At 66.7% G+C, this 26,924-nt stretch carries 22 protein-coding genes, 1 pseudogene and 1 CRISPR repeat array (1 of these 24 cut by a window edge); of the genes and pseudogenes, 9 read left to right on the top strand and 14 right to left on the bottom strand.

Translation table 11 applies throughout. The features are described 5' to 3' along the window. A CRISPR array of direct repeats spans positions 1 to 3,355; the repeat unit is 29 nt; unit sequence GGAATCACTCCCGCGTGCGCGGGACGGGG; it reaches 1,432 nt to the left of the window's first position. A 30-nt stretch (positions 3,356 to 3,385) separates the two neighbouring features. The 13 genes from cas2e to G9V96_RS04440 form a co-directional block, all read right to left on the bottom strand. Continuing rightward, on the bottom strand, positions 3,386 to 3,712 hold the full coding sequence (gene cas2e / locus G9V96_RS15390; RefSeq protein WP_226913628.1) for a type I-E CRISPR-associated endoribonuclease Cas2e: 327 nt from the start codon (positions 3,710 to 3,712) through the stop codon (positions 3,386 to 3,388). An 8-nt stretch (positions 3,713 to 3,720) separates the two neighbouring features. Beyond that, complete coding sequence (gene cas1e / locus G9V96_RS04495) at positions 3,721 to 4,689, bottom strand: type I-E CRISPR-associated endonuclease Cas1e (RefSeq protein ID WP_168581966.1); 969 nt, start codon at positions 4,687 to 4,689, stop codon at positions 3,721 to 3,723. Further along, positions 4,686 to 5,318: a type I-E CRISPR-associated protein Cas6/Cse3/CasE gene (gene cas6e / locus G9V96_RS04490; protein WP_168581965.1), complete on the bottom strand. Its 633-nt coding sequence runs from the start codon at positions 5,316 to 5,318 to the stop codon at positions 4,686 to 4,688. Before cas6e ends, cas1e begins: the two co-directional genes overlap by 4 nt. Beyond that, positions 5,315 to 6,055, bottom strand: coding sequence for a CRISPR-associated protein Cas5 (cas5, locus tag G9V96_RS04485; RefSeq protein ID WP_168581964.1), 741 nt, complete (start codon positions 6,053 to 6,055; stop codon positions 5,315 to 5,317). Before cas5 ends, cas6e begins: the two co-directional genes overlap by 4 nt. Continuing rightward, on the bottom strand, positions 6,055 to 7,266 hold the full coding sequence (locus G9V96_RS04480) for a type I-E CRISPR-associated protein Cas7/Cse4/CasC (protein WP_168581963.1): 1,212 nt from the start codon (positions 7,264 to 7,266) through the stop codon (positions 6,055 to 6,057). The genes cas5 and G9V96_RS04480 overlap by 1 nt, the downstream gene beginning before the upstream one ends. Further along, positions 7,266 to 7,862: a type I-E CRISPR-associated protein Cse2/CasB gene (gene casB, locus G9V96_RS04475; protein WP_168581962.1), complete on the bottom strand. Its 597-nt coding sequence runs from the start codon at positions 7,860 to 7,862 to the stop codon at positions 7,266 to 7,268. Before casB ends, G9V96_RS04480 begins: the two co-directional genes overlap by 1 nt. A gap of 29 nt (positions 7,863 to 7,891) precedes the next feature. Beyond that, positions 7,892 to 9,436, bottom strand: a complete 1,545-nt coding sequence (locus G9V96_RS04470; RefSeq protein WP_168581961.1) for a type I-E CRISPR-associated protein Cse1/CasA — start codon at positions 9,434 to 9,436, stop codon at positions 7,892 to 7,894. Then, positions 9,433 to 12,123: a CRISPR-associated helicase Cas3' gene (gene cas3 / locus G9V96_RS04465; RefSeq protein WP_168581960.1), complete on the bottom strand. Its 2,691-nt coding sequence runs from the start codon at positions 12,121 to 12,123 to the stop codon at positions 9,433 to 9,435. The genes G9V96_RS04470 and cas3 overlap by 4 nt, the downstream gene beginning before the upstream one ends. Positions 12,124 to 12,617: 494 nt before the next feature. Further along, the gene (gene hisN, locus G9V96_RS04460) at positions 12,618 to 13,397 is read right to left on the bottom strand and encodes a histidinol-phosphatase (RefSeq protein ID WP_168581959.1); all 780 of its coding nucleotides are present in this window, start codon (positions 13,395 to 13,397) and stop codon (positions 12,618 to 12,620) included. 122 nt (positions 13,398 to 13,519) lie between these two features. Continuing rightward, positions 13,520 to 14,353, bottom strand: coding sequence for a polyphosphate kinase 2 (gene ppk2, locus G9V96_RS04455; protein WP_168581958.1), 834 nt, complete (start codon positions 14,351 to 14,353; stop codon positions 13,520 to 13,522). An 85-nt stretch (positions 14,354 to 14,438) separates the two neighbouring features. Then, positions 14,439 to 15,482: a ribosome small subunit-dependent GTPase A gene (gene rsgA, locus G9V96_RS04450; protein WP_168581957.1), complete on the bottom strand. Its 1,044-nt coding sequence runs from the start codon at positions 15,480 to 15,482 to the stop codon at positions 14,439 to 14,441. After that, the gene (gene aroA, locus G9V96_RS04445) at positions 15,479 to 16,816 is read right to left on the bottom strand and encodes a 3-phosphoshikimate 1-carboxyvinyltransferase (RefSeq protein ID WP_168583839.1); all 1,338 of its coding nucleotides are present in this window, start codon (positions 16,814 to 16,816) and stop codon (positions 15,479 to 15,481) included. The genes rsgA and aroA overlap by 4 nt, the downstream gene beginning before the upstream one ends. A 14-nt stretch (positions 16,817 to 16,830) precedes the next feature. Beyond that, positions 16,831 to 17,319 carry a DoxX family protein gene (locus tag G9V96_RS04440; protein ID WP_168581956.1) on the bottom strand — a complete coding sequence of 163 codons (489 nt, stop codon included), beginning with the start codon at positions 17,317 to 17,319 and terminating at the stop codon, positions 16,831 to 16,833. A 137-nt stretch (positions 17,320 to 17,456) separates the two neighbouring features. On the opposite strand from G9V96_RS04440, the gene G9V96_RS04435 reads away from it, so the two are divergent. From G9V96_RS04435 to rsrA, 4 genes are all read left to right on the top strand, one after another. Then, on the top strand, positions 17,457 to 18,299 hold the full coding sequence (locus G9V96_RS04435; protein ID WP_168581955.1) for an SOS response-associated peptidase: 843 nt from the start codon (positions 17,457 to 17,459) through the stop codon (positions 18,297 to 18,299). After that, positions 18,296 to 19,021: an alpha/beta hydrolase family protein gene (locus G9V96_RS04430; protein ID WP_168581954.1), complete on the top strand. Its 726-nt coding sequence runs from the start codon at positions 18,296 to 18,298 to the stop codon at positions 19,019 to 19,021. The genes G9V96_RS04435 and G9V96_RS04430 overlap by 4 nt, the downstream gene beginning before the upstream one ends. Before the next feature lie 171 nt (positions 19,022 to 19,192). Then, on the top strand, positions 19,193 to 19,834 hold the full coding sequence (locus tag G9V96_RS04425; protein ID WP_168581953.1) for a sigma-70 family RNA polymerase sigma factor: 642 nt from the start codon (positions 19,193 to 19,195) through the stop codon (positions 19,832 to 19,834). Beyond that, positions 19,831 to 20,097, top strand: a complete 267-nt coding sequence (gene rsrA / locus G9V96_RS04420; RefSeq protein ID WP_168581952.1) for a mycothiol system anti-sigma-R factor — start codon at positions 19,831 to 19,833, stop codon at positions 20,095 to 20,097. Before G9V96_RS04425 ends, rsrA begins: the two co-directional genes overlap by 4 nt. 91 nt (positions 20,098 to 20,188) lie before the next feature. On the opposite strand, the gene G9V96_RS15385 is transcribed toward rsrA, so the two are convergent. Beyond that, positions 20,189 to 20,263 carry a 50S ribosomal protein bL37 gene (locus G9V96_RS15385; RefSeq protein WP_369791897.1) on the bottom strand — a complete coding sequence of 25 codons (75 nt, stop codon included), beginning with the start codon at positions 20,261 to 20,263 and terminating at the stop codon, positions 20,189 to 20,191. 853 nt (positions 20,264 to 21,116) lie between these two features. Between G9V96_RS15385 and G9V96_RS04415 the strand changes: the two genes are divergently transcribed. From G9V96_RS04415 to G9V96_RS04395, 5 genes and pseudogenes are all read left to right on the top strand, one after another. Beyond that, entirely contained in the window at positions 21,117 to 22,112 is a 996-nt protein-coding gene (locus G9V96_RS04415) for an HD-GYP domain-containing protein (RefSeq protein WP_168581951.1), read from the top strand. Positions 22,113 to 22,136: 24 nt separating this feature from the next. Beyond that, positions 22,137 to 22,472, top strand: a pseudogene (locus G9V96_RS04410) (HD domain-containing phosphohydrolase); the annotation flags it as partial. After that, positions 22,469 to 23,833, top strand: a complete 1,365-nt coding sequence (locus tag G9V96_RS04405) for an HD domain-containing protein (protein WP_168581949.1) — start codon at positions 22,469 to 22,471, stop codon at positions 23,831 to 23,833. The pseudogene G9V96_RS04410 and the gene G9V96_RS04405, both read left to right, overlap by 4 nt. A gap of 100 nt (positions 23,834 to 23,933) precedes the next feature. Beyond that, positions 23,934 to 25,223, top strand: coding sequence for a nucleotide sugar dehydrogenase (locus G9V96_RS04400; RefSeq protein ID WP_168581948.1), 1,290 nt, complete (start codon positions 23,934 to 23,936; stop codon positions 25,221 to 25,223). Positions 25,224 to 25,554: 331 nt separating this feature from the next. Further along, positions 25,555 to 26,862, top strand: a complete 1,308-nt coding sequence (locus G9V96_RS04395; RefSeq protein WP_168581947.1) for a YbiU family protein — start codon at positions 25,555 to 25,557, stop codon at positions 26,860 to 26,862. The last annotated feature ends 62 nt before the right edge of the window (positions 26,863 to 26,924 follow it).

Below are 26,924 nucleotides of genomic sequence, written 5' to 3'. Positions count from 1 at the left end.
TCAGGGGCGTTTCAAGCGCAGGTCAGGGAACCGGAATCACTCCCGCGTGCGCGGGACGGGGGGCTCATCCTCGACTATCTCGGCGTCTTCCACGGAATCACTCCCGCGTGCGCGGGACGGGGGCGGGGTCGGTGAGCGCTGACGTTTCGCCCGGGGAATCACTCCCGCGTGCGCGGGACGGGGCCCACCAACCCAAGATCACGGCCGGGCCCGGCGGAATCACTCCCGCGTGCGCGGGACGGGGTTCACTTCTACGCGGACGTGGTGCCTGGTGTTGGAATCACTCCCGCGTGCGCGGGACGGGGGATATGACTGCGGCGCCTGCGCCGTCTGCGATGGAATCACTCCCGCGTGCGCGGGACGGGGCGGTCAGGAGCAGCCAGACACGATGTGATCCAGGAATCACTCCCGCGTGCGCGGGACGGGGATCACCTGATCCCGTTAGCGGGCGGCGCGTACGGAATCACTCCCGCGTGCGCGGGACGGGGTTGTGGCCGTAGCGGGGTTCGCTGGTTCGGGTGGAATCACTCCCGCGTGCGCGGGACGGGGGCGTACGTGGTGCCGATCTGCGTTTCGGTGCCGGAATCACTCCCGCGTGCGCGGGACGGGGGCGATGTCGAGGCCGCCGCCTGGGCGGGACACGGAATCACTCCCGCGTGCGCGGGACGGGGTGGAGCTTGCCCCACGGCAGGCCCTTGAGTACGGAATCACTCCCGCGTGCGCGGGACGGGGATCGCGCCGGCGGTCTTCGCTGCTACCTGCGGGGAATCACTCCCGCGTGCGCGGGACGGGGAGCCCAAGGCCCTCCGCCTTGGCGGCGGCGATGGAATCACTCCCGCGTGCGCGGGACGGGGGAACCTCGACGGTGTGAACATTCTCCGGGCACGGAATCACTCCCGCGTGCGCGGGACGGGGGACTTTGCGTGGGCCGCGTCACCGATCGTCCCGGAATCACTCCCGCGTGCGCGGGACGGGGAAAGCCGGCGAAGCGTGGCGGCTCGAGCAAGCGGAATCACTCCCGCGTGCGCGGGACGGGGACGACACCGAAGGCGCCCTAACCCCCGAGATCGGAATCACTCCCGCGTGCGCGGGACGGGGCAGGAGCTGGGGGACGGTGACGGTGGCGGTGCGGAATCACTCCCGCGTGCGCGGGACGGGGGGGATGGCGTATCAGGAGGGGGCTCGGGCGTCGGAATCACTCCCGCGTGCGCGGGACGGGGGCAGCGTTCCGCGCCAGAGAAAGAAGCCAACAGGAATCACTCCCGCGTGCGCGGGACGGGGCAAAAGGTACGGCGAACCCTCATGTGAGCCGTGGAATCACTCCCGCGTGCGCGGGACGGGGTTTTCGAGGACGGCGACCTTGGAGTTGAGCAGGGAATCACTCCCGCGTGCGCGGGACGGGGCTAGCTTGAACTGCTTCATCGCGACGGAGGCCGGAATCACTCCCGCGTGCGCGGGACGGGGCGATCTTTACTTCGGTGCAGGGGCCACGGACGGGAATCACTCCCGCGTGCGCGGGACGGGGACACCATTGCCGACCAGATCACCCAGATGGCTGGAATCACTCCCGCGTGCGCGGGACGGGGAGACGGAAGCGCACTTTCCATGTGCGGCTGCCGGAATCACTCCCGCGTGCGCGGGACGGGGGGCATCACAGATTTCCTGCACACCGCGGCCCAGGAATCACTCCCGCGTGCGCGGGACGGGGCCTCAGTAAGAACATCCAACGGCTGCACAAATGGAATCACTCCCGCGTGCGCGGGACGGGGTGGCGGCTCGAGCAAGCTTCGCACCTCATCCGGGAATCACTCCCGCGTGCGCGGGACGGGGCCTTCACTTCGTTGCGGATCATCACACCGTTGGGAATCACTCCCGCGTGCGCGGGACGGGGCCAAATATCCCACTCCCGGAACATCTCGGCTATGGAATCACTCCCGCGTGCGCGGGACGGGGATGTCGAGGGTGTAAGCACGCTGTACCCGCGTGGAATCACTCCCGCGTGCGCGGGACGGGGACATAATGACCGACCCGAACATGTACTACGTCGGAATCACTCCCGCGTGCGCGGGACGGGGCGGCCGTAAACGTGGTGACCCCACATGGACGGGGAATCACTCCCGCGTGCGCGGGACGGGGCACTCCGGGCTTCTTGACGATTGAGGATGTTGGGAATCACTCCCGCGTGCGCGGGACGGGGGTCTCCAGAGCTGGTGCGATAACTAGGGTCCGGGAATCACTCCCGCGTGCGCGGGACGGGGCCGCCGAGCGCTTCAATGCTGTTCCGGAAACTGGAATCACTCCCGCGTGCGCGGGACGGGGCCACACGCTCCGCGACCACCAACCTCGGGTCGGAATCACTCCCGCGTGCGCGGGACGGGGGTCCTCTCGGGGCAGTCCGTCGACGGCATCCTGGAATCACTCCCGCGTGCGCGGGACGGGGTATGGCTGTCCTCGACGCGACAGGCGCCGACTGGAATCACTCCCGCGTGCGCGGGACGGGGGCGACAGGACGGGCCCTCTCAACAGCCGGGGCGGAATCACTCCCGCGTGCGCGGGACGGGGGCGGTGACGTCGAGGACTGCGCCGTTGGCGGTGGAATCACTCCCGCGTGCGCGGGACGGGGATGCAGAGGAACTCTCCGATCTCGGCGCCGTCGGAATCACTCCCGCGTGCGCGGGACGGGGCGGCTGCTAGGAATGCCTGGTGAACCTGCTGTGGAATCACTCCCGCGTGCGCGGGACGGGGACGTATTCGGCTTGTGCGGCCTGCTTAGCCTGGGAATCACTCCCGCGTGCGCGGGACGGGGGAGTCCTCAACCGCTGGGGGAACTGGACACCTGGAATCACTCCCGCGTGCGCGGGACGGGGGTGCCCCGACGCAGCCCTACGGACAGTGACCCGGAATCACTCCCGCGTGCGCGGGACGGGGGCGATCTGCTCCCGCAGACGTTCGTCGGCGACGGAATCACTCCCGCGTGCGCGGGACGGGGACCCTGCGCCACCCCCGCATCAGCCACCGCACGGAATCACTCCCGCGTGCGCGGGACGGGGGCCTAAAGGCCCCCGCCGCGGCGTTCGCGGCCGGAATCACTCCCGCGTGCGCGGGACGGGGCGCGCAGCGGTCGAGAGTTCAAGGCTCTGATCGGAATCACTCCCGCGTGCGCGGGACGGGGATCACCCAACCATTGAGGGCGCGTGGGCGCTGGGAATCACTCCCGCGTGCGCGGGACGGGGCGCTACTACGGTAAAGCCGTCAGCATGGTGCAGGAATCACTCCCGCGTGCGCGGGACGGGGCGGACGTCGCGCCACACGATGAGGGGTGTGCCGGAATCACTCCCGCGTGCGCGGGACGGGGACTGCGCCACCTGCTATTTTATCCAGGCCGTCACCAGCCGGGGTCGAACTCGGGTCCTGAGTCGCTGACTTGGCGTTCTTTGTGCTGCTCTGACACGAGTGATAGTCCGTGAAGGTCGACCACGGAGTAGCGACTCGTGCCAGCACTGCGCATTTCGTAACCCTGCTCTGTTGGTGCTGGGTAGACCGCAAGCGCGTACCCGAGGTTGTTGCCGTACACCCACGTCTCCACCTGGGACCACAGTTGGTCTCGAATGCGCGCCGATACGGTCCCCACGTAAACGCCCGGATTCACTTCGATGTACCACTGGGATAGCGCCCCGCGAAGCCCTGGAGATAGCCGTTCAGTGACCAACACGTGCAGCGTCACAATGACCACTCCGCATGTGACCAGGTTGCTTCAACTTCGCCTGCGGGTCCCCACAGTTCCAGAGCGTCCACCGACCAGTCATCTGCCACATCGATCCCTAAAACCATGTCGATGTCGTTAACGATCTGCGGGAGCAGGCGAAGCAGGCGAAGCTCTTCCCGCAGCGTCCGTAACGCAGCGTTAAAGGGATCCCCATGGTCTTTGAGCGAAAACGCCAGAGGGACAGTCACCCTGGTTTTGTACAAGTCGGCGATGTCCAGGGTGAACGACTGCCGGTTTCCGGAGTGGATGATGCCCAGCCCGGGACTGAGCCCCAGAGACAGCACGACGCTGTTGACTATGCCGTAGAGCGCCGAATTAGCGGCGTTCAAGGCCATATTCACCGAGTCTGGCGGCCCCAGCTCCGGCTGGGTTCCCGTGTTACGACGCCACGCCCTCAGCCGATGCTTACGTGCTTGCTGCTCGTAAACGGCTCGCATCCGCAGGCCTTCGATCCCGCGCATCTGCTCGATACTGGCATCCGCAAACGTCGCTGACGTTGTGCCCGGGAAGCGTTTGAGATACATGCGGCGGGCCGCCTCGGCCCGCAAATCAGGATCAGTACTGACGAGGGCCTGCCTCTGCAGGCGGTCCGCCGGGGCGTAAGGCGAAAGAAACGCTCCATAGGAACGGACCGCGCTACCTCCCACGAAAGTAGCCGCACAACCCGCCGCCGCCATGTGCGCAGCCGCCTGCTGAGTGATGGACGTCCCCGGGCCAAGCATCAGCGAGGTGAGGGTGGCCACGGGGATCTGCGTCGAGCGGCTGCCATCCTCAACCTCGATCACAGCCACCGTGCCATTGTCGGACTGGTGTATGGCACAGCGATCGAGGTAGAGGAAAGACAACCGGTCGTCGACCCGCGTGAGCAGCAGAGCCCGTGGCTTCTGCAGCGGTAACGGCGTCGGCCCACTGAACGGCATCATCCGAGAGGCCGAACCGTGAGGAGCCCAGCCCCGTAAGCCTTGCCGCGCCCCACGCCGCCGAGACGCAGCCGCTGGAGCCCCGCGGCGTCATCGACAGTCGCCAGGCCGTCGACAGTGTCGAGAACGAAACGAGGAGGCGTCCGGTCACGCTGGCGGTGGTGGCGGTGGGTCCGGCGTGTGTGATCGAAAACCTCGTTGACAGTCAGCGCCCCTGCCAGCTTAGAAGCTAACCACTCGGGCACGGCGTCCATGTCGACCGCTGACAGGCACTCGTGACGTCGCCCGATGGCGTCCCGCTCGGTACGGCGGCGAATGGCGTTGACGGCGACCCGGAACAAGACCGGCGTGCCCGCCGCTAAGTCCCATCCGTTGCGAGGGATAGTCGTTGCTCGCGCCTGAGGAGGGGCAGTCTCCAAGGCCTCCTGCGACTGCACGAGCACAGTGGAGCTGCCATCGACATGATGGTCCACTCGGTAAAGAATCTGCCCGGTGGCCCGCCGCTCGTGCGCAGCACCAGGCAAATGTTGGGCGAAGAGCTTCATGACCGCACGGTGCGATTCACCGTGGTCAGTCCAGTCATTCTTGACAGCGTGGGTGGGGAAAACCGTCCAGAAAGGTGCCTCAGTCATCGAATCAGGTGCTCCTTCGCCCAAACGAGTTGCTCGGCCCGCTCAGTAGCTGTTGGCGGCGTGACATGAGCCCAGTCCCGGTGCCGGGGCGCGGCGTGCCCCCCAGCGGCCTCGTAAACCCGCAGAGAGGCTGACGCCGCACGCCCGCCCACCGCCACGTGCGGGATCGCCTCGACGAGGTCCCGCACACCTTGTGACCCGAAGCCCAGATAGAACGGGAAAGACGGGGCGTTCGCCATGCGGCCCAGATAAGGCATGAACACGGGCCGCCGGAAACCCGCCCGCAACCGCTCATCGAGATCACCATTCCGTACCGAGACGATGCAGAGGAACTCCGCGTGGGGCAAGAACGTCCGGTGCGGTGAGAACTGCACCTTGTTAGTGCCGCCGGTGAGGTTGATCTCCTTGACCCGGTACGGCTTGACCTTCCCTCCGCCCCTGATGGTCGACGTCACCTCGTGCAATGCCACCGAGCGGTGCCACATCTGCGCCGCTCGCCCCGGTGGAGGCGGCACCGCGACCTGCAGGTCCTCCTCGACCCCGTTGGTGCGATCAACCCGTAGGTGCATAGTGAACTCATCCAGCAGAGCGAGGTAGTCAGTCACCCCCAGGCAAGCGCCCAACAAGCCAGCAACACCTGACTTTGTCGGTAGCGGGAGTGTGCGGACGGTGCTGTGAGAAGCCCGATAACCGGCCCAAGTCTGTACCGCGCCGGCGAGCCGTATGACGTGCTGCATCAGCGACCCGCAAAGACGTGTTCGACGATGAAGTCAAGCAGCGCCTCAAGGTTAGGCAGCGTGCTGGCAGCGAAATCGTTGTCGCCGACCCGCCCGGTCACCGCAGCCTCACCGAACAGGGCAGGGTCGAAATCTGTCGCCTCCCTGCGGCGGCGAGCAAGCTCGGCAATCGCCTGGTCGGTGTAGCCGCCCCGATCGTCGCGGACACTCAAGGCCTGCTCGAAGTCATACGTGACCCGGAAGTTCTGCACCTCGGCGAGCACGAGAGCGGGCAGCGTGCCTGCGTTGGTTGCATTGACCTTGCCCTTCGGAAGAGCCAGCACGAGGGCACGCACCAGATCCTTGAGTGCGTCCTTAGCGCCCGGCTCACCAAAAGCGGTCCAGGACGCAGCGAGCTGGTCAACATCGATGGTGAAGGTGCGGTAATAGGTGCCGGACGTGAAGTAGTTCTCGTCGATGTGCGCAGCGCCAGCATGCCCCGTCTCGAGGTCCTCTACAGCCGTGAAGTAGTCCGTGACGAGTTGCATGCGGTGAACGGTCGTGGCGTGTGACACCGCGACGGCTGCATGTGTGGCCAGGCCCGCCTGAGCGGCGAACATCCGTCCGAAGGCGGCGATATCGAGAGCATCCGAGCGGGCGCTGCGAACGAGTTCAGAGGGCTCATCCCCGCGCCCCGTTTGGGCGGCGTAGACCGCAGCGGCGAAGGCGACGATCTCGGACGTAGACAGGAAAACAATGGTGTCTTTAGTTTCGCCCTCGTCCTCTTTAGTAGTCTGGTCGGTGGGCTCCTCAGTGGCTGCGATGGCGCTGGCCTCCTGGAGGGTCCTCCCGCTCGTGCGCTCCAGCAGGCCACGCACCGCCGCGGTCTGCTTGGCCAGCTCCTTAGCGTCCGTCTTGGCCGTGTAAAGGGCACGGACTGCGGCGACAGCCATCTTGATGACTGCGTCGAGGTTCACTTCAACACCGTCGGCATCAGCCTGGTCCAGCACGCGCCGAGTGATCTCGAAGGCCGCCAGGCGAGTGCGGGTGGAATCCTCATGCCCCGCCTGCCGGTAAGCCTGACGAGCAGCACGCTTGAGGGACTGGCTCGACAGCCGCCCCCGCTGAACCCCGCCGTCGAACTGGCTCTTGGGCAAGCCGTTAGAGTCCCGGTTCAGATTGTGCAGCGGAAGAGTGATGAGAATGTGGCCAGTCACGAAACGGGTGATCATCAGCGTGAGCCTTCCTGAGCGATGGAGTCGGTGAGGGGGCTCGCCTCTGCCTCAGGGCGAGCGGAGTAAAAGTCGTGCACTACCCGTCTGCGGGTCTGTTGAGACCGCTCGGTTAAGCCGTCCCCCCAGTAGGTCAGGGTGCGGGCAAGGTCGTGAAAGTTGACGGCCACGTGGTTGTGGGAGCAGAGATTCACTAGGTGCCCCAGCGAGACTGCGGCGCTTTCCATGTCGAGCAGGGGTAGCGTCTGCACCCGTTGCTCGACATGGCGCCCGCCGATCACGCGGTGCAGACGTGCGAGGGCATGACCGATGGTGGCGTACCTCGTGTCGTCGGCAGGGGCGTGAGACGCCCCCGCGCAGATGGCGGCGGCCCGGCGCAAACCTGCCGCCTGTGGCGGCGTCAGCGTGACCGGCACGAAACGCTCGGTCGCCCCGTAAGCCGCCACTTCGGTCGCTGGGGTAATCGCTCGCCGGACGGAGGAAGTCCAACCTGCAAAAGAGCGATCGTGTCGCCGGTCGAGCACAGCCTGAATGAGAGGACTACTGAAAGCCGCGCGCTCAACTTGTCCAGTTATGCCGTCGGGTGGGGTGGTCATGACGTCAGCTCCTTGGTCGTGGGGGCAGGTCAGCTCTTAACAGCGGTGCGGGACGTGAAGCGGGCCCGCGCGTGGTAAATCTGTGGGGCGGTGCTGAGGGTCATCAAAGATTCCGTGGCGGATTCGAAGGCTTCTCGGGCTCGAGCACTCATTCGTCGACGCACATCGACGGAGCCAATGCCCTGCCCATCTGCGAGACGACGCACAGCCGCGAGCACTGGCTCGTCCAACGCCCCCATCACCGCGCCCCGCACCAGAGCGCGCCGAGCGCTGCGGTGGTCAATGCCTGCCGTCAACAGGGCGGACCCTAACGCTTTGCGGATTGTGTCAACGTGCATCATGACGACATCGATCTCGGCCCCAGCAGAGACAAGAAGCTCCTCGGCAGGCACCTCCTCCCACTGCGAGAGTTCCCGGTTTCCGTAGGTATCGCCTTCCTCGTGATGGAAGCCAACGCGCAACGGCGCCTCAGGCAAGGCAACGGAACGTGGCTCGTTGATCCACCCCTGCAGCGAGGCCTCGAAGTCGTTCTGATACCACCGCTCGAAACCTTCGGCGCTGCGCAGCGACGCATCGGCGTGGACATACTTGACAGTCTTCGTCTCGGAGGAACTCGCCTTGATGACCCGGCAGTAGTCGCCGACAGGCACAGCCTTGGCGAAGGCCTTCACGCCAGCGATGCCTTCCCTCGGGCCGTCGTGCTCTACGGCCGGAATGGGACGACGCGTGAGTCCCCGGGTGACAGCCACAGGACGCCCAGCGTCCCAACGCACCGAAGCTCGATTGGCGGTCCATGTGCACCGCCACAGGGTTCCCCTCTTCGCGCCGCTCACCAAGGAAGCGCCTTCGCCGTGAACACCTCCATCGGGGCCTCGATCCTGATCCAGCCAGGCGGGCAAGGCAGCCTCCCTTAGCCAGGGTTCACGAATGTTCAGCATCAGCGTCTGTGCAAGGTTCTGCCCCATAAGGTGAAAGACGGTGTCGTGGGGTCCGCCCGCTGGCGCGCCTGAAATCGGTGAACACTTGCTGCCCGACGTGGGGACGTAGAACGAGGCGCCCGCACCGTTGCTGGGCTTGCCGTGAAACCACGAAACCACCAGGAGCAGGAAGAGGACTGCTGGGTCGGAGGCATCGCGTGGCTCGTGGCTCGTACCCCACGTCGCGCTTGATCCACCCGGCACGCGAACGTGCAAGTGATCCAACGGGATGTAGCACTTGGCAAGATCCTCCGCGCTGGGCTCAGGCGTGTGCCACTCCTGCAAGAGGGGGCGATCCGGGTCAGCGAGGTCGAATAGGTCGTCGAAGGTGGAAAAAACCTCATCGATGCGCTCGGCGGGGAACCGTGGGGGATCGGCATATGTGGCCTGGGGAAGCCCCCGAAGCAGGACGGCGCCGAGGGACTCCAGAAAGCGCAGCAGGGCCTCCCGCTCCACCGGCAAGAGTGAATCGTCCAGCCCATCGAGTTCGTGGGCGCGCAGGAACGCCTCACGCAGCGTCACCGTCTCCGATGACGTGCCACGGCGTACAGGAATGCAGGGGAGGTCGACGACTTTCGTTGCCGGGGTGGGGATCATGAGTTCTCCTCCTCAGTGAGCATGGTGAGCCCGAGGGTGTCGTCGTACGTGAGACCCACGTCGACGAGGTTGTCTACGTGCACGGGACGGGCGTGCTTGAGCAGTGCATGGGCAGGTGCCCATCCGGGTGCGCTGGCGATAGCCGCAGAGTTCAGCTTCCCGATTAGAGCCTGGCCAGACACCGCTACCGTGCTCCCCAAAGCAGCGCGCACGTTGTCGCTGTCCGTCATCGCGGCTAGCTCAGAAACGTCGGCGGAAGTTCCGCGTGCACCCCCGACCAGCAAATACGTGGAGGACGGCAGGGTGGAGTAACGAGTCGTCATCTCCAGGTCACTCGCGCCGTCTAGGAGCTGAGGAGGGGTCGTGGCTTTCGTCAAGGTCCCGAGCGTGACCGAGGCGTTCGGGTCGACCAAACCGAGGACCCCCTCCGCGAGCGCGTCGGCGGCCTCCTGGCGCATGCTGGCATCGATGAGCTCAGCCAGTCGTAGGTCTGTGAGGCTGCTGCACTCCAGGTCGTACGTCGTATCGTCAACAAACGACTGGACGCCTTCGGGAATCCGTAACACAGCCTGCTTGGCGAGCACCTCTGCAACCGAGGTGAGCTCACCGGCGAAGTATGGACGCGCCATGGACTCCGTGATGGGGCCGCCACCGCCTGGGATCATGACGTGCAGCGCACGCACGTCCGGGCGGGCGGCGGACTTAGCGAGCCGTGACTCCATGAGAGGTAGGAAGCGCCACAGACGCCCTGCCCGCTGTACCAGTGATGCCGCTGGGGCGAGGTCGCACGCCATCGACCAGAAGGACACGTCGAGACTGATGTCAAGGACTTGGGTGGCCACCACGGCAAGCGGGCGTAACCCCGGCGGTGCATTAGGCCCAAGCCGGGCCTCTAGCTCGTGCTCGACTTCCGCCCGATGCGCAAGTGTCATTCTGGAGTGCAGCACCTGCACATCGATGTCGCACCCCGCCAGGTCCGCACGTAAGAGACGGCCAGTTGCGATGGCGTCGTCAACCCGGGAGCGCACGATGGCGAAACTGCACGTGGGAAAACGCTCGTGCGTCGCTGTGGCCCACGCCCGGTGCGCCCCCGTGACGTCCTTGGTCGTTGTGGTGGGCAGATGCAAATCCGGAACTGCTGCCTGTAAAGCTGGGCCCTGAGGCGATGCCGCTCCAGCCAACCAGTGTGCTGGATATGCCGTCTGTTGAGAACCGACTGTGGCGCCGGTGTACGCCGATTCCAAGATGCGGCGCTGCCACGTCGGCATCGTCGCAGACAAGACCGTGACACGGGTGCCAGTACGCCCCCACCACGCCATGAGCGCGGCTAGGAGCGTGGTCTGATATCGGTCGTACGTGTGCACCTCGTCGAGGACGATGTGGTGGTTGGTGAGCGCCAGTAAGCGCAGCGGGATGTGGCGTTGGGGGAGCGCACCCGCAAGAACCTGGTCGCATGTCGCGGCCACGACGGGGGCCAGGAGCCGGCGGGTGCTGCTGGTGAACCAGTCGAAACCGTGCCCCTCAGTAGTGGGGCACCGGTAGAGTGAGGCGAACTGATGAGAAAGAAGGACGCCGTTGCCGGTTCCTGCAAAGGACTTCTCCAGTCGCCGTTGCATGGCGTCGGTGGTGGCCCTGGTCGGCAGCGCAAAGATCAGCCCTTCATCGTCCTCAATCTGGTGCCTCAAAAGCGCCGCACCGGTTTTCCCTTCGCTGGTCGGATAGGCCACGAACCACAGCCCATCACCGACACACTCCGCCTCCGCCTGCAGTGGGCGTAGCCCCCGCGTGCGGCCGTTGTGGTCAGTGCCGACAGCGGCGCGGTGGGCGTCGGCGGGCGCAGCATAGGCCCCAAGGCAGGAACGGACGTGCGCCTGAAGCTCCTGGCATCGCTGCTCGAGCCACCTTGGAGACATCGGGTCAGCGCCGCCCTCGATCAGCGTCAGCCCCGCGTCGATGACGGCTTCGTCAGAGGCCAGCCAGTCCGACAACTGCACGATCCCCGTTATCAGGACGGTAATAACACCAGCTAGTTCGGGGCCCAGGTGGGGACTGTTCTGTGGGGTCACCCCGCAGGCATCAGAGACCAAACCTGCGATTCCACGCTGGGCCTCTCCCCACCGGCCGTGTGATGCATCTGCAAGCACTATGCGTGTCTGACCGGGGGGTGAGTCCATCCACGAACCGTGATGACCGCCTACGCAAAGCGGTAGCCAGTGCGACGCCGCAGCCATGCTCGGTCGACGACCCTGAACCGTCGGCGAGAGCAGGCACATTCCAATGAACTCGTGCCGGCGAAGCTCCCGGCAGTTCTTCAGCGCGGAGACGGCATCTGGGTTCATCGGAGGGAACCCAGCCTCGCTCAAGATGCTGAGTAGCGACGAACGCCAAGGCACCTCGCTGTCGTGGCGCCAGGGGCGCGTGAGGAATCCGTTCGTTGCCTTGGCCCAGTCGTGCAGCCCGGCGGCGAGCATCACCCACCGCCTTGCCGTCGCCAGCTGGCCCTCGGTGGTGGCACCCGTCAGCTCAGTCGCGATGAGGCGGCGGACTCGGCGGGTGAGCACGGTGTCCCACACGATTCCGGCAACGGCAGCTGTATCGAGTAGGTGCGCGGGCACCGGGTACGGCGCCTGCCCCATCAACACGCGCTCGGGCCGCTTGGCCCAAAGTGCCCGATAGTCACGCTCCATGCGCTTCTCCAGTGTGCGACCCGAGCCTGCAGGTGAGGACCACAGCAGCCGATAGTGAAGGTGTGAGCGACATAGGTGCCACCCGAGCCTGCAGGCTCGGGTCCGTCAGGGGTTGCCCCTACTGTGACGGCAGATGGGCGCTAAGCCCGTTGTCGAGTGATCTTCTTCAACCACCCAGGTGACCCGTGCCCCAAGCATGCCGTGTTCAGAAGCGGGTGTCAACCCCCCATACCCCCCTAAAAGCCTAGTCAATATTTATGCGTGAACTCCCGCTCGCGCGGGACGAAGATTGGAAGGAGAAACGTCCCCCAAAATGCCTAGGAATCACTCCCGCAAGGGCGGGACCTACAGGACGGTAACTGATGAGCGCCGGATGCGGGCAGGGGGGGGGCACCCAGATGCGGGGGCGCCGGATGTGCAAACTTCCGGAGCCAATCACAGCGAGTCCAGGGCTGCGCCGGTGGTCGGGCCGGGGCGGGCACACACGCGTCCTGTCAGCCCAGGCGCGCCAAGATCTCGTCGTGCAGCAGGCCGTTCGTGGCCAAGGCGTTGCCGCCCCACGGGCCTTCCTTGCCATCCAGGGAGGTGAAACGGCCGCCGGCCTCGTTGATGATCGGCACGAGCGCGGCCATGTCGTGTTCGGCCAGTTCCGGCTCGCAGGCGATATCGACGGCGCCCTCGGCCACGAGCATGTAGGACCAGAAGTCCCCGTAGCCGCGGGTGCGCCAGCAGTCGTCGGTGAGCCCGATGAACTGTTCGTAGCGCTCGATGTCTCGCCAGCCGCGCAGGCTCGAGTAGGCCAACGACGCATCCTCGACCTTGGCCACCGATGACACGCTGAGCCGTTTGGCGTTGGACAGGCTGCGCCCGGTCCAGGCGCCGGTGCCCTTGGCCGCCCACCAGCGGCGGTTGAGCGCGGGTGCAGCGACCAACCCGACAACCACCTCGTCGCCCTCAACCAGCGCCATCAGGGTGGCCCAGACCGGGACGCCACGCACGTAGTTTTTCGTGCCGTCGATGGGATCCACGATCCAACGCCGGGTGCCGTGCCCGGAGGTGCCGCCCTCCTCGCCCTGCACCGCGTCGCGTGAACGGGCCCGCCGCAGTTGGCTACGGATGAGTTCCTCGGCGTCCCGATCTGCGTCGGTGACCGGCGTCAGGTCAGGCTTGGATTCCACTCGCAGATCGGCCGCTTGATAGCGCGCCATAGTGATGCGTTCCACGGAGTCGGCAAGGACGTGGGCGAGGCGCAGGTCATCGTTGTAGTCGGGCACGGCCCCACGTTATCGCCCCCACGCCGTCAGCGGCGCGAGCCGATCCGTTTGCTACGCGCCCCTGTTCATCGACGCCCAGCTGTGTCGCGGGGGCACCGGTGTGGCCCCGCGACACCAAAGGGTCACTCCTCGGGGTCCTGATACGGCAGGTGCTCGCCGTTCTCGACCGACGCGGCGTGGTTGGGTACCTCGAGTTGCAGACTGCGGTCGGTGCGCTTGTACCCCGTGGAGGGTGGGCGCTTGGGCAGTTTCAGTTTGGGTTGCTCGACATGCTCGTACGGCACCGAGTTCAGCAGATGGGCGATCATGTTGATCCGCGCGGCCCGCTTGTCGTTGCTTTCCACGACATTCCAGCGGGCTTCCGGAATATCGGTGTGCACGAACATGTCGTCCTTGGCGCGGCTGTAGTCCTCCCAGCGGGTGAGGGACTCCAAATCGGTCGGCGAGAGCTTCCAGCGCCGCATCGGGTCGGTCAACCGCGACTCGAACCTCTTGACCTGCTCGTCGTCGCTGACCGAGAACCAGTACTTGCGCAGCATGATGCCGTCTTCGATGAGCATGCGTTCGAAGATGGGGCACTGACGCAGGAAGCGGCGGTACTCATCGCTGGTGCAGTACCCCATGACGCGCTCGACGCCGGCGCGGTTGTACCAGGAGCGGTCGAACAGGCGAATCTCCCCGGCTGCCGGCAGGTGCTCGACATAGCGCTGGAAATACCACTGCGTCTGTTGCCGCTCGGTGGGTGCGGGCAACGCCACGATCTGGGCGGTGCGCGGGTTGAGGTATTCGGTGATCCGCTTGATCGAGCCGCCCTTGCCTGCGGCGTCTCGCCCCTCGAAGATGACCACGAGGCGCTGCCCACTCTCTTTAATCCACTGCTGCATCTCCACCAGCTGCTGCTGCAGACGCAAGAGCTCGGCCTCGTAGAGCGACTTCTTCATGCGGTTCTTCGACATCTGCCCATCGTTTCACTGCCGAGTCGGTTCTGTCCTGGCAAGCTCGCTCTCTTGGTGCCGGCGTTTTCGGCTCCCAGCCGAGAACTCAGGCCTCGGGGCGGGAACGGGCGCGCAACAAACGCCGCAGCGAATCGAGCCGGGCGGGGCCGGCCGCGCCCGCGTGACCGGCGGCGACCCAATCGTCCAAGCCGCACTCGGGTTCGTCGTGGCTGCAACCACGCGGACATTCATCGGTTCCTTCCGCTAATTCGGGGAAGTGATCGACGAAACCGCGCGGATCGACATGGGCCAGGCCGAAAGAACGGATACCGGGGGTGTCCACGATCGTGCCGCCGCCCGGCAGGGGAAGCGCAATCGCCGAGGTGGAGGTGTGCCTACCACGACCGGTGACGTCATTGACGACACCGGTCGTGCGGGCGGCGCCGGGCACCAGCGCGTTGACCAGAGTCGACTTGCCCACCCCGGAGTGTCCGACGAGCACGGTGACGCGATCGCGCAGCAACTCACGCAACGAACCAGTGACGTCCTCGCTGTTGTCACCCGGTGTCCGAGCGGCGCCCCCGACCAGACTGGTGACGACGTAGGGAACCTCCAGCGGCGCATAGGTCGCCAGCAGTGCGTCGGGCGCCTGCAGGTCAGCCTTGGTCAGCACCAGGAGCGGGTCCATCCCCGCGTCGTAGGCAGCGACCAGGCAGCGGTCGATCATCCGCGGGCGGGGTTCGGGCTCGGCCAGCGCCGTGACGATAGCCAGCTGGTCGGCATTGGCCACGATGATCCGCTCCACCGGGTCGGTGTCGTCAGCGGTGCGACGCAGCACCGAACGCCGCGGATGAATCCGCACGATGCGGGCCAGCGAGTCGGGCCCGCCGCGCAGGTCGCCGACCAACCCGACATCGTCGCCCACGACGACACTCTTGCGACCCAACTCCCGAGCCTTCATCGCGAAGATCACCCGATCCTGCACAGCCACCGTGTAACGACCGCGGTCGATGGTCAGGACGGTCCCCGGGACCGCATCGGCGTGCGCCGGCCGGTCCTTGCTGCGGGGACGAGAACCACGCCGACTCGGACGAACACGCACATCCCGTTCGTCATAGGAGCGGGCCGGGCGCCCCGAGCCGCCGCTCATCGCTGGTTCCCCTGGAGCATCTGCCGCCACATGCCGGGAAAGTCGGGCAGAGTCTTGGCGGTGGTGGCGATGTCATGAACGTAGACCCCGGGCACCGCGAGCCCAAGCACCGCCGCGGACATCGCCATGCGGTGATCCGCGTAGGAGGAGACGGTGCCGCCATGGAGGGGTCGCGGGTTGATGCGGAGCCCGTCGTCCTCGATCTGGACCTGACCGCCTAGCGCGCCGATCTGCTCGGCCAGAGCCGCCAGACGGTCGGTCTCATGTCCGCGCAGATGCGCGATGCCACGCAACCGGCTCGGGGAGTCGGCCAGTGCAGCGACGGCAGCCACAACAGGGGTGAGTTCGCCGACATCATGCAAGTCCACGTCCAGACCGCTGGGTTGTTCGGGTCCGCTCAACGTCAGCCCCTCGCGGGCCAGGGACACCTCGCCGCCCATCGCATCGAAGATGTCGCGTATGGCGTCTCCTGCCTGGGTGGTGTGATCCGGCCAGCCCGGCACGCTGACCCGGCCACCGGTGACCATCGCTGCGGCCAAGAAGGCGGCAGCGTTGGACAAGTCCGGTTCGACCTCGACATCCAGGGCGTGGATTCCGCCCGGGGCTACCGACCAACGGTCGGCGTGGCTGTCTTCGACCTCGACGCCGCATTGGCGCAACACCGAGACCGTCATCGCGATATGGGGAAGGCTGGGCAGCGGCGGGCCGTCGTGGACGATCTCGATGCCCTCGTCGAACCTGGCGCCGACCAGTAGCAAGGCAGAAACAAATTGGGAGCTTGCCGAGGCGTCCAGCACGACACGGCCACCGGCGACCCTCCCGCGTCCGAGCACGGTGAAGGGCAGGGTGGGGGTGCCGTGGTCGTGCACGCTGACCCCGAGCTCGCTCAGCGCGGCCAAGCCTGCTGCCATCGGGCGCAGGCGGGCGACCTCGTCGCCGTCGAAATGCACCGGCCCGTCAGCCAGCGCCGCCACCGGGGGCAGGAACCGCATCACGGTGCCAGCTAGACCACAGTCGATGTGGGTGTCGCCGCGCAGTGGCCTTGGTTCTACCACCCAGTCCGAGCCGGTTTCTGATGAAGCCCCCAGCGCCCTCTCGGCCACAGCCGTCTCGCTGCGAGCGTCGCGCACCTGTGCTCCCAGCGCCTGGAGCGCGCGGGCCATCAGCAGAGTGTCACGGCTGCGCAACGGGGTGCGCAGCCGTGACGTCTCCTGGGCCAAGGCCGCCAGGACGAGGAATCGGTTGGTGAGCGACTTACTGCCCGGCAGTGCCACGGTCGCCTCAATCGGACGGTCCGGGCAGGGGGCCGGCCACGGGTCGGGCAGGGTCACGATCTCCCTCAGCTCGGTCAGCTCAGCGCCAGCTTGGCGTTGGCCGTGGCCAAACGTGCCTCACGCCGTGCTGCATGCGCGGCGTTACGGGCGCGCCAGGTCAGCCCGGGCTTGCCCGCGGTGTCTACCGCTGCCAGCAGCACCCCACCGAGCAGGCTGAGGTTCTTGCTGAACTGGATCTGGTGGGCCTTACGTGCCTGCGGGTCCTGCTCGCTCCAGAACGGGTGCCCGACCACAGTCGTAGGTATCAGCGAAGCGGCGAGCAGGGTGCTGGCCACCCGCGGCATCCGACCGGTAGCCAGCATCAACCCGGCCAGCGCCATCGTGGCGCCGTTGGCGCGCACCATGAGCTCGGGGTCTTCGGGCAGCCCCGTGAGGTCTGCCACCTTGGACACCAGCGGTGCAGCCATCTCGGTGCGCTTGCCGGGGTGACGCAGGGCATCGACGCCACCGGTGACGAAGACGGCGGCGAGCATGGGGCGGGCGCAACGTCGGACGAGGTTCATATGGCTCTCCTTGTTCGGAATCGTCGATCAGGTGCGTGCACGGACAACGTTCACGTCACCGATCGTGTTCTACGGTAGTGCGTCGGGCCGGTGGCGGGCATAGTCGGACGCGCCGAGCGCCCCTATGCTGATCAATCATGTGCGGCAGGTATGCGGCGAGCGCCTCCGGTGATGAACTGATCCAGGCCATGCAGATCCAGGAAGATCACACTGGCGAACCGATCCGCTCTGCGCTGCTGACCCCGCAGGAGCCCCCGCCGGGCGCTCCCGACTACAACATCGCGCCCTCCAAAGCGGCACACGTGGTGCTGACCCGTCTTCCCCGGCAATCCGGCACCCATTCAGCACAGGCCGAACCCATCCGCCAGTTGCGGCTGCTCACCTGGGGGCTGGTGCCCTCCTGGGCCGAAGACCCCAAAGTGGGGGTCCGCATGACGAACGCGCGTGCCGAAACCGCCCTTGGGAAGCCCTCCTACCGGGCTGCAGCCAGGTCGCGTCGCTGCCTGATCCCCGCCACCGGTTGGTATGAGTGGCAAGTCAGCCCGACAGCCTTTGAGAAGGGCAAACCGCGCAAGCAACCCTTCTTCATGCACCGCAGCGACGACACCCCGTTGACGTTCGCCGGGTTCTACGAGTTCTGGCGAGACCCCAGTCAAGACCCCGCCGATCCGCTCTCCTGGCTGACGACCTTCACCATCGTTACCACCGCGGCCGAGCCGGGGCTGGACCGCATCCATGACCGGCAACCGCTCGTCCTGGAACCGGAGCACTGGGCTACTTGGCTGGATCCGGAGGTCACCGACGCCGATACCGTCGCCGCCCTACTCGGCTACACCAACCCCGGACGATTCGAGGCATACCCGGTGGATCGACGCGTCGGATCCTCCCGAGCCAACGGCCCGGAGCTGCTGCGCCCGCTGCGCCGGGAGGAATTGGTCGGCGTGATCGACCCGATGACCGCAGAGGTGCTGGGGGAGTGAACCAGCCAGGGGCCCGCAGCCGGCGCACCGTCTCGACCCCGCGCGGGCCGGCGCGGGTGAGCTTGTGGTGGCCGCGCGGCCCCGTCCGCGGCACGCTCCTGCTCGGGCACGGCGCAGGCGGCAGCGCCTGGAGCGCCGATCTGTTGGCGCTGACCCGGTTGAGTCGAGAAGGCGTCCTCGTCGGGCTCGTGGAACAGCCCTGGCGGGTCGCCGGGCGCCGCGTCGCAGCGCCACCGGCTCACCTGGACCAGGCATGGGTCGCCGTGCTGGAGAAGATCACCGGGGGCCGGCGAGCCGTGCCGGGGCCGCTGATCGTCGGGGGACGCAGCGCGGGCGCGCGGGTGGCCTGCCGGACCGCGCCTGAGGTCGGCGCCGCTGGCGTCCTTGCGCTGGCCTTCCCGCTGGTGCCTGCCCGTCGAGGCGGCGGCACCGGGCCCAGCCGACTTCCCGAACTGCTGATCCCGGAGCCACTGCTGGTGGTGCAAGGACATCGGGACGCCTTCGGCTCTGCCGCGGATGTTGCCGGTGCGTTGGGGGTGGCGGTGCAGAGGACCCCCGACGGTACCCGGCGCCAAGTGGTGCAGGTCGCTGGCGACCACTCCTTCTCCAGCGACGTCAGCGATGTGGTGCAGGCTGCGCGGCTCTGGTTGGGCAGAGTCCTACCGGCCCAGAACGCCGCCGAGCCCGGGCAGGGTGTGGACAACTCCACTCAGAATGGGTAGCTCTCGCGGGAATGCGCGGGGCACTGCTCACGGTTGACCACCGCGAGGCGCTACGCAGCGTCGCGGGATGGAGGCAACGTGCTGTTGACGGGAGTGCGACCGGAGCCGGTAGGGGTGAGCGCACCGGGCTCAGGCAGTGAAACCAACCTGCGGGGACTACCCTGGGTGGCGATGAACGATTCCGCTGCTCCTGTCGAGGTCCCACCTGTGCCTGACGTCGTCGACGTCACAACTGAGACGCCTGCGCAACGCGCAGCCCGTTTCGAGGCGGAGGCGATGCCTTTCCTTGACCAGTTGTACAGCGCCGCTCTGCGCACGACGCGCAACCCCTCCGACGCCGAGGACCTGGTCCAGGAGACGTTCACCAAAGCTTTCGCGGCCTTCCACCAGTACAAGCCGGGGACCAACCTCAAAGCGTGGCTGTACCGGATTCTCACGAACACCTACATCAACTCCTACCGCAAGAAGCAGCGCCAGCCGTTGGAGTCGGATGCCGCCGAGGTCGAGGACTACCAACTGGCGCGGGCTGAATCACACACCTCGCGTGGGTTGCGCTCGGCCGAGGTCGAAGCGCTGGACCACCTTCCCGACAGTGACGTCACGCGGGCCTTGGCCCAACTCGGCGAGGACTTCCGGTTGGCTGTCTACCTGGCCGATGTCGAGGGGTTTGCCTACAAAGAGATCGCCGAAATCATGGAGACCCCCATCGGCACTGTCATGTCCCGGTTGCACCGCGGTCGGCGCCAGTTGCGTGAACTGCTCACCGACTACGCGGTCGAGCGCGGCTACAGCGCAGCGGAGGCGAAGCGATGAGCGCTGCAGAGAGCCCCTTCGACTGTTCCGAGTTCAACCTGCGCGTCTACGAATACATCGACTCGGAAATGACTGCTCAGGACTGCGAACGGCTGCGAGCGCACCTGGATGAGTGCGGTTCCTGTCTGGATGAGTACGAGCGTGATCTCGTCCTGAAAGCTCTGGTCCGTCGCTCATGTGCCTGCCAGCCGGCGCCGACCACGCTGCGGATGCAGATTCTGGCTCGCATCACGACCGTCTCGGTGCAGATCACGGACAACTAGCGCCCTCAGCAGCTCCGGAGACTTGCTGCCGGCAACAAGAACGGGGCCTCACCGCTACTGCGGTGGGGCCCCGTTCTGCATGCCTGTGCGCTCAGGCGTTGGGCTTACGGCCATGGTTGGCGGCGTTGCCCTTGCGAGAACGACGCTTGCGGGCGCGCTTGCTCATCCCGTGCTCCCTTGTCGTCGATGGGTGGGGCACCCTGGGGGCCCCGTTTGTCGGTTCATCGTCGCACAAGCCCGGTGCGGAGCAGGAATCAGCCGGCCGGTGTGGCCTCTGCGGCCGGGGGCAAGTGATGTTGCTGGGCTCTGCCGGGGAGGCTCGCTGAGGCAACCGGGGTCCCCAGCGCTGGTCCTGCTGCGTCCACAGACCGCTGAAGGGCTCCTGGGTCGGCTGGGGGATGGCTGCGACAGCTGAGGCCGCAGGCTCCGGCTCTGCCACGGCCCCGGCGACCGGCCTGCGCCGGTGTCGGGGGGGGGCTGCGTGTGCACGGGCGCCCGCGGGCAGGTAACGCGGCGGGCGCGGTCGTTATTAAACATCCCCATGAATTCTTTACCTTGAGTAACCAGTTAAGTGTCTTGAATGGGCGTCCAAATCGGACGAACGAATTGGACGAGTGTTCCTAATGGATTCAAGGCAATCATTGTTAAATACCTGGCAAATTCGCCAAACAAACTGGTTCCAAAGGGTTTTCGCGGCTATTGTGGAAGTTGTTCGAGGTGATCATTCGAACAAGCTTCGTCGCGTTTTACCCCTTCCCAAACCTCCCTGCAGCCATCGGACGGGGGATGCGAATCCCGTTGGTGCAGGACGCGAGTCAAGAGAACGTCAAGAGGCACTTAAGGAGTCGTCATGAGTTCATCGCGCTTTTGGTGGTACCACTCGGCAGCGCCCACATCCCGTTTCTGGTGGTATCACTCAGCAGTTTGAGTTGAGCCTATGATCGGGGGATGAAGTCCCTCGGCCGCTGCGCAGCAGGCTTGCTCAGTTCAATGGGTCACCGCTGCATCGGCGAGGCTCCATGAGTACGCCACGATCGAGCGCCCGCTCCCGCTCCAAAGCCGGGGGAGGGCGCTCGACGCTGTTCCGGGTAGCCGTCGCGATCTCGGTTCTCGGCGCCGCACTGACCGTCTTCGCGGCCCGCGGGGTAGCGTTCGGGCTCGACCACGCCCTGCCGCTGGTGATCATGTTGGTCATGGGCGCCGCGAGCGCCGGCTTACGGACCCGGGCAGCCGAAGAGCACGTGGCCTTCTCCTTCACCGCTGTGGTGTTGTTGGGGTCGCTGGTGCTGCTCGGGCCCGTCGGGGCGGTGCTCGCCGGTGTCGGCGCAGCACTCCTCGATGCTCGCCACCGATGGTCCAGTGACCACCTGTTCAACGCAGCGATGATTGCCTTCAGCACTGCGGTCGCGGCGGTGGCTTACCGGATCGCCGGAGGTGCCTTGGCCGTGGACGGGGCCCTAGCGGTGCAGACCCAGCGTGGCTGGGTGGCCATCGGCACCAGCGTGCCCAGCCTCACCGAGCATGTGCTGCTCCCGCTGTTGGCTGCCGACGCCGCGCTGTTCGCTGCAAACCTGACGGTCCTGCTGCTGATGCGGGCCCCGACGGCGGGCGAAGTGCGCTCTCTCGTCGTCGAATCGCTCATCTACACGATCCCGCTGTACCTGGGGCACGGAGTCATCGCCTTCATCCTGGCTGTGCTGTGGGTGCCCGGCAGGGTAGGTCCGCTGGCGGCCCTGCTCATTACGGCGCCGCTGCTGGTGACCCGGTGGATTCACGCGCAGTACGCCGAAGAGAAACGCGCGCACCGCCGAATCCTGGAGACACTTGTCGATGCCGGGACCGGTCCGCAAGGCGCCGCGCACGCTGACCGGGTCGGAGCCTATGCCGAAGCTATCGGCAACCAGTTGGGTTTGCGCGCCGGACAACTGCGGGTGCTCAGATACGCGGCCATGCTGCACGCGATCGGATCGGCTGACGGTTGTGTTGTGGAATCAGACCTGCCTGCACCCGAGTAACCCCGAAGCGCCCAAGATCGCGCGGCCGCTGCCTACGAAGTTGTCTCCAAGGTGGATTTCCTAGCCCAGGCAGCTACCGCCATCCGTCACCAAGCTGAGCGCATGGACGGCAAAGGCGGGCCCAGCGGGTTAGGCGGAGAAGAAATCCCGCTGCTTTCGCGCATTCTGGCCGTGGCCGATGCCGCCGATCGCATCATCGAAGTCCAGGAATCGGGGGTGGCACTGCACGACGCGGTCGACACGTTGGCACGCCAAGCCGATCGCTTCGACCCGGCCGTCGTCGCGGCGTTGGGTCAGGCGCTGGGCCGTCGGGAACGCGATGTTTTACAGACCATCCCCTCCCAGGGGGCCCAATCATGATGCTGCCTCGTTATCAGCTGCGGCCCGTCGCGGTCACGATGGTCGTGTGCGTCGGCGTGCTGCTGGGGTTGAGCGCGCTGCTGCTCTTGCCTGGCTATGACACGCGCAGCGGATGGCAATTGCACGGTTTGGTGCTGTTGACCTTCTGCTTGACGATCACCGTGGGCGAGATCATCAATGCTCATGAGCGTCGGATCCTGCGCACCGCCGATATCGGAGCCACTTCGGCCCTGGCGCTGGCCCTGACCATCGATCTGCCCTCGGGGCCCGCTGTCGTCTCCAGTCTGGAGGTCCTCGGGGTCACGGCTGTCGGGCTCATCGTCGGAGGGCTGGCCGGAACCATGATCCGCGCCGGTCGACCTACGGGCTTGTTCCGGGGGATCCTGCCGCGCCTGGTCACCGTCACGATGATGTCGATCATCCTTCGCGACATCGACTGGAACGGTCAGAGCCTGGCCGGGCAGCTCAGCGGAAGACCAGGGTGGGTGCAGGCGGTGGTGCTCCTGGCCCTGGTGGGTTGTGTGCTGTTCTTGGAGCCGCCTCTGCGACACCTGGACTCGCTGCGCCCGCCGTGGCGGCGCTGGCTGGCCACAGTCATGGAAGACGTCCGTGACACATTCGCCCTCGGGTCGGTGGCGGCCATCACCGCAGTGCTGGTCTCGGTGGCGCAAAGCGCGCTGGGGCTGGCGGCGCTGCCGGTCCTCTTGGTGCCGCTGGCCATCAACCACGCGGCGGTCCGCCGCCATGACGAGGTGCGCCACTCCTACCGTCAAACCGTTGCAGCGCTGTCCTGCATCCCGGAGACGACCGGGCTGGTGCGGCGCGGCCACGCAGAGCGGGTCGCCCGGTTGTCTTTACAGATCGGCGAGCGGTTGGGGGTGGCCGGGCGTGCCGCCGCAGAGCTGGAACGGGCGGCGCTGCTGCACGACCTGGGGCAAGTTCATCTGCGTCGCCCGATCCCGGCTGGGGCGACCTTGTTGGCCGCCCCGAACGATCAGGAATGGATTGCCTCCCAAGGGGCCAGCATCGTGGGGCAGACACAGGTGCTCGCCCGTGAGGCAGAAATCATCCGCGAGCAGGCAGTTCCCTACCACCACGTGGTCTCTCGGGCGCATCCGTTGCCGCTGGGCAGCCGCATCATCAAGGTGGCGAACGCCTTCGATGACCTGGTGACCAGTTCGGCGATGGGGGAGCATCCGCCTGCCGGGGACCGGCGCGGCGCGGCGAGCGCGCGAACGGAGCGGGAAGCGGCAGCCCTGGAGCGGATCTACCTCGGGCTGGGGCACGAGTACGACCCGCGCGTGGTCGACGCGCTGGCTGCAGTGGTCCACGACCGGGCCGCCGACACCACCTTGCGTTAGCGACCGGGCCCAAGCGCCTAGGATCGGCGATGGACGTCCTCCTCGGCGCACCCCGCCGGGCCAGGCCGCGCACAGCACTCCCGAACAGTGAGGAATCCACGTGAACATCACCGTCGTCGGTCTCGGAAAGATCGGCCTCCCCCTCGCCGTGCAGTTCGCGAGCAAACGGCACCGTGTTCTCGGGGCCGACGTCAATCCAGCCGTCGTTGCGAGCGTCAACGACGGGCGCGAGCCCTTCCCCGGCGAGCACGACCTGCAGACCAAACTGTCCGAGGCTGTCGAGGCCGGGCTCCTGGAGGCCACCACCGACACCGCCACCGCGGTGTCCAACAGCGACGCCGTCGTTGTGGTCGTTCCGCTCTTCGTCGACGCCGACGGAATCCCGGACTTCGGCTGGATGACCTCGGCGACGCAGGACATCGCCCGCGGCTTGCGCCCGGGCACCCTGGTCTCCTACGAGACCACGCTGCCGGTGGGCACCACCCGCACCCGGTGGAAGCCGATGCTCGAAGAGGGCTCCGGGCTGGTCGAGGGCAAAGACTTCCACCTCGTCTTCTCACCGGAGCGGGTGCTGACCGGGCGGGTCTTCGCCGACCTGCGCAAATACCCCAAGCTCATCGGTGGGCTCTCGAGTGAGGGCGCCGAACGGGCGCGGCAGTTCTACACCGACGTCCTGGACTTCGATGAGCGCCCCGACCTGGAACGCGGTAACGGTGTCTGGGATCTGGGCAGCGCGGAAGCCGCGGAGATGGCCAAGCTGGCCGAGACCACCTACCGCGACGTCAACATCGGGCTTGCCAACCAGTTCGGCCGGTTCGCCGCCGCCAACGGCATCGACGTGTACCAGGTCATCGAAGCGAGCAACTCCCAGCCCTACAGCCACATCCACCGCCCCGGCATCGCCGTCGGCGGCCACTGCATCCCGGTCTACCCGCGCCTCTACTTGTGGAACGACCCTGAGGCCACCGTGGTACGGGCCGCCCGTGAGGCCAACGCCGAAATGCCGTCCTACACCGTCGGCATCGCCAAGGGCGCGGCCGGCGACCTGAACGGCAAGAGGGTCGTCGTCCTCGGCGCTGCCTACCGTGGCGGCGTCAAGGAGACCGCGTTCTCCGGAGTCTTCGCCACCGTCGAGGCGCTACGTGCCGAAGGGGCGCAGGTCTTCGTGCACGACCCGATGTACACCGACGAGGAGCTCGTGTCGTTCGGGTGGGAGCCCTACCACCTCGGCGACGCCGTTGACGTCGCCATCGTCCAGGCCGACCACGCCGAGTACCGCTCGTTGTCCAAGGACGACCTGCCCGGCGTCAGCGTCGTCGTCGATGGCCGCGACCACCTCGACCAGAGCAGGTTCGACGGCATCGCCTTCCGGACTGTCGGCCGCGCCTGAGGCAAGAGGTCAACAGCACGAGCCGAGCCCGGGCCCACGTCACCTGGACGGGGCCCGGGCTCGGCCATATGTGGCTGGGTCGTGTCCTGGCGTAGACACCCGAACCGGGCGCCTGCCGGTCCGTCAGCCAGAACGGGTTCGTGGGATCGAGATGGATCGCCACGACCCCGCATCGGCGGCGCCACCGACACCAGCGCTGCGATAACAAGCGGGAAGCAACGCCGCCAACCAGCGGGTGTGACGGCTCGTCAAAGCGGTGCGGAGCAGCAGCGTAGGGTTCAAGAACATTGGGAGTGCGCCCCGACGGGTCGCGTGAACGAAGGAGTCGACGATGACGACCACGACCGACCAGTCCGGCACTGACTCCCTGCCGCCGCTGCCGCATTGGGAGAGCATCCCGCAGGATCCGCCCGGGGCGATCCGGCAGATCAAGGTCGCGCTGCGCGCCCGTATCGAGGCGTCCGGACACACCGTGCCGGAGGTGTTCGCCGTCATCGAGGCCAAGATCGCCGCGGAGGTCGAGGAGATCGAAGCGGCCGCGGCCCGGGGTGAGAACGTCTGGCCCCAGATCGAGTATGCCGACATCGAAGCGGGCACCGTCCCCGCGCACCTGCGTGAGCTGGTGCAACTGCGCGGGTGCGCGGTGGTCCGCGGGACGTTCGAGCGTGAGCAAGCCCAGCGCTGGGACCAGGAGATCGTCGAGTACGTCGATTCCAACAAGTTCTTCGAGAACTACCGCGGCCCCGGGGACGACTTCTTCGGCAGCGTCGGGAGCAAGCCGGAGATCTACCCCGTGTACTGGAGCCCAGCGCAGATGGAGGCGCGCCAGAGCCCCCGCATGGCGCGCACGCAGGCGTTCCTCAACTCGTTCTGGACCAGCGAATCCGAAGGCAGGCAGTGGTTCGACCCGAACCGCGACAGCCTCTACCCCGACCGGATCCGTCGCCGTCCCCCGGGAGCCGACTCCGCAGGCCTGGGCGCACACCTGGACCCAGGCACCCTGGACCTGTGGATGAGCCAGGGCTACCAGCGGCACTTCCGGCACCTGTTCGACGGCAACGTCGAGGCGTACGACCCGTGGGATGCCGCCTACCGCACCGAGGCTGAACAGTTCCCGGGCACGACGATGTGTTCGGCCTTTCGCACTTTCCAAGGCTGGACGGCTCTGTCAGAGATGACAAACGACCAGGGCGTGCTGTTCACCGTGCCAGTGCCACACGCGATGGCCTACCTGATGCTGCGGCCCCTCATGCCCGACGTCCCCGAGGACGACATGTGCGGCGTCCTGCCCAACCAGGTGTTCCCCGCCAACGACCGCTGGCACCCGCTGCTGATGCGCGCCAAGAGCGTGATCCCCGACGTGCACCCCGGCGACAGTGTCTGGTGGCACTGCGACATGATCCACGGCGTGGAACCCGTCGCCGACCAGCAGGGGTGGGGCAACGTCATGTACATCCCCGCCGCGCCCTGGTGCCGCAAGAACGAGGACTACTCCGACCTGGTGCGCAAGGCATTCCGCGGCGGCGAGAGCCCCTTCGACTTTCCCGAGGAAAACTACGAGGCCGACTGGCCCAACCGATTCCGCGAGGACGAACTCAACGACATCGGTCGCCGCGGGATGGGACTGAGCCAAGAGTGAGCTCCCAGGGGGCGTGAGCGGTCCGCGGGCGGCAGCGATCGCGCGCCTGTTCGAACCTGGGG

Source organism: Gephyromycinifex aptenodytis (genome assembly GCF_012277275.1).
GTDB lineage: Bacteria > Actinomycetota > Actinomycetes > Actinomycetales > Dermatophilaceae > Gephyromycinifex > Gephyromycinifex aptenodytis.
Note: the sequence above shows the minus strand (reverse complement) of the source record. Positions and strands in the feature narration are given on the sequence as shown.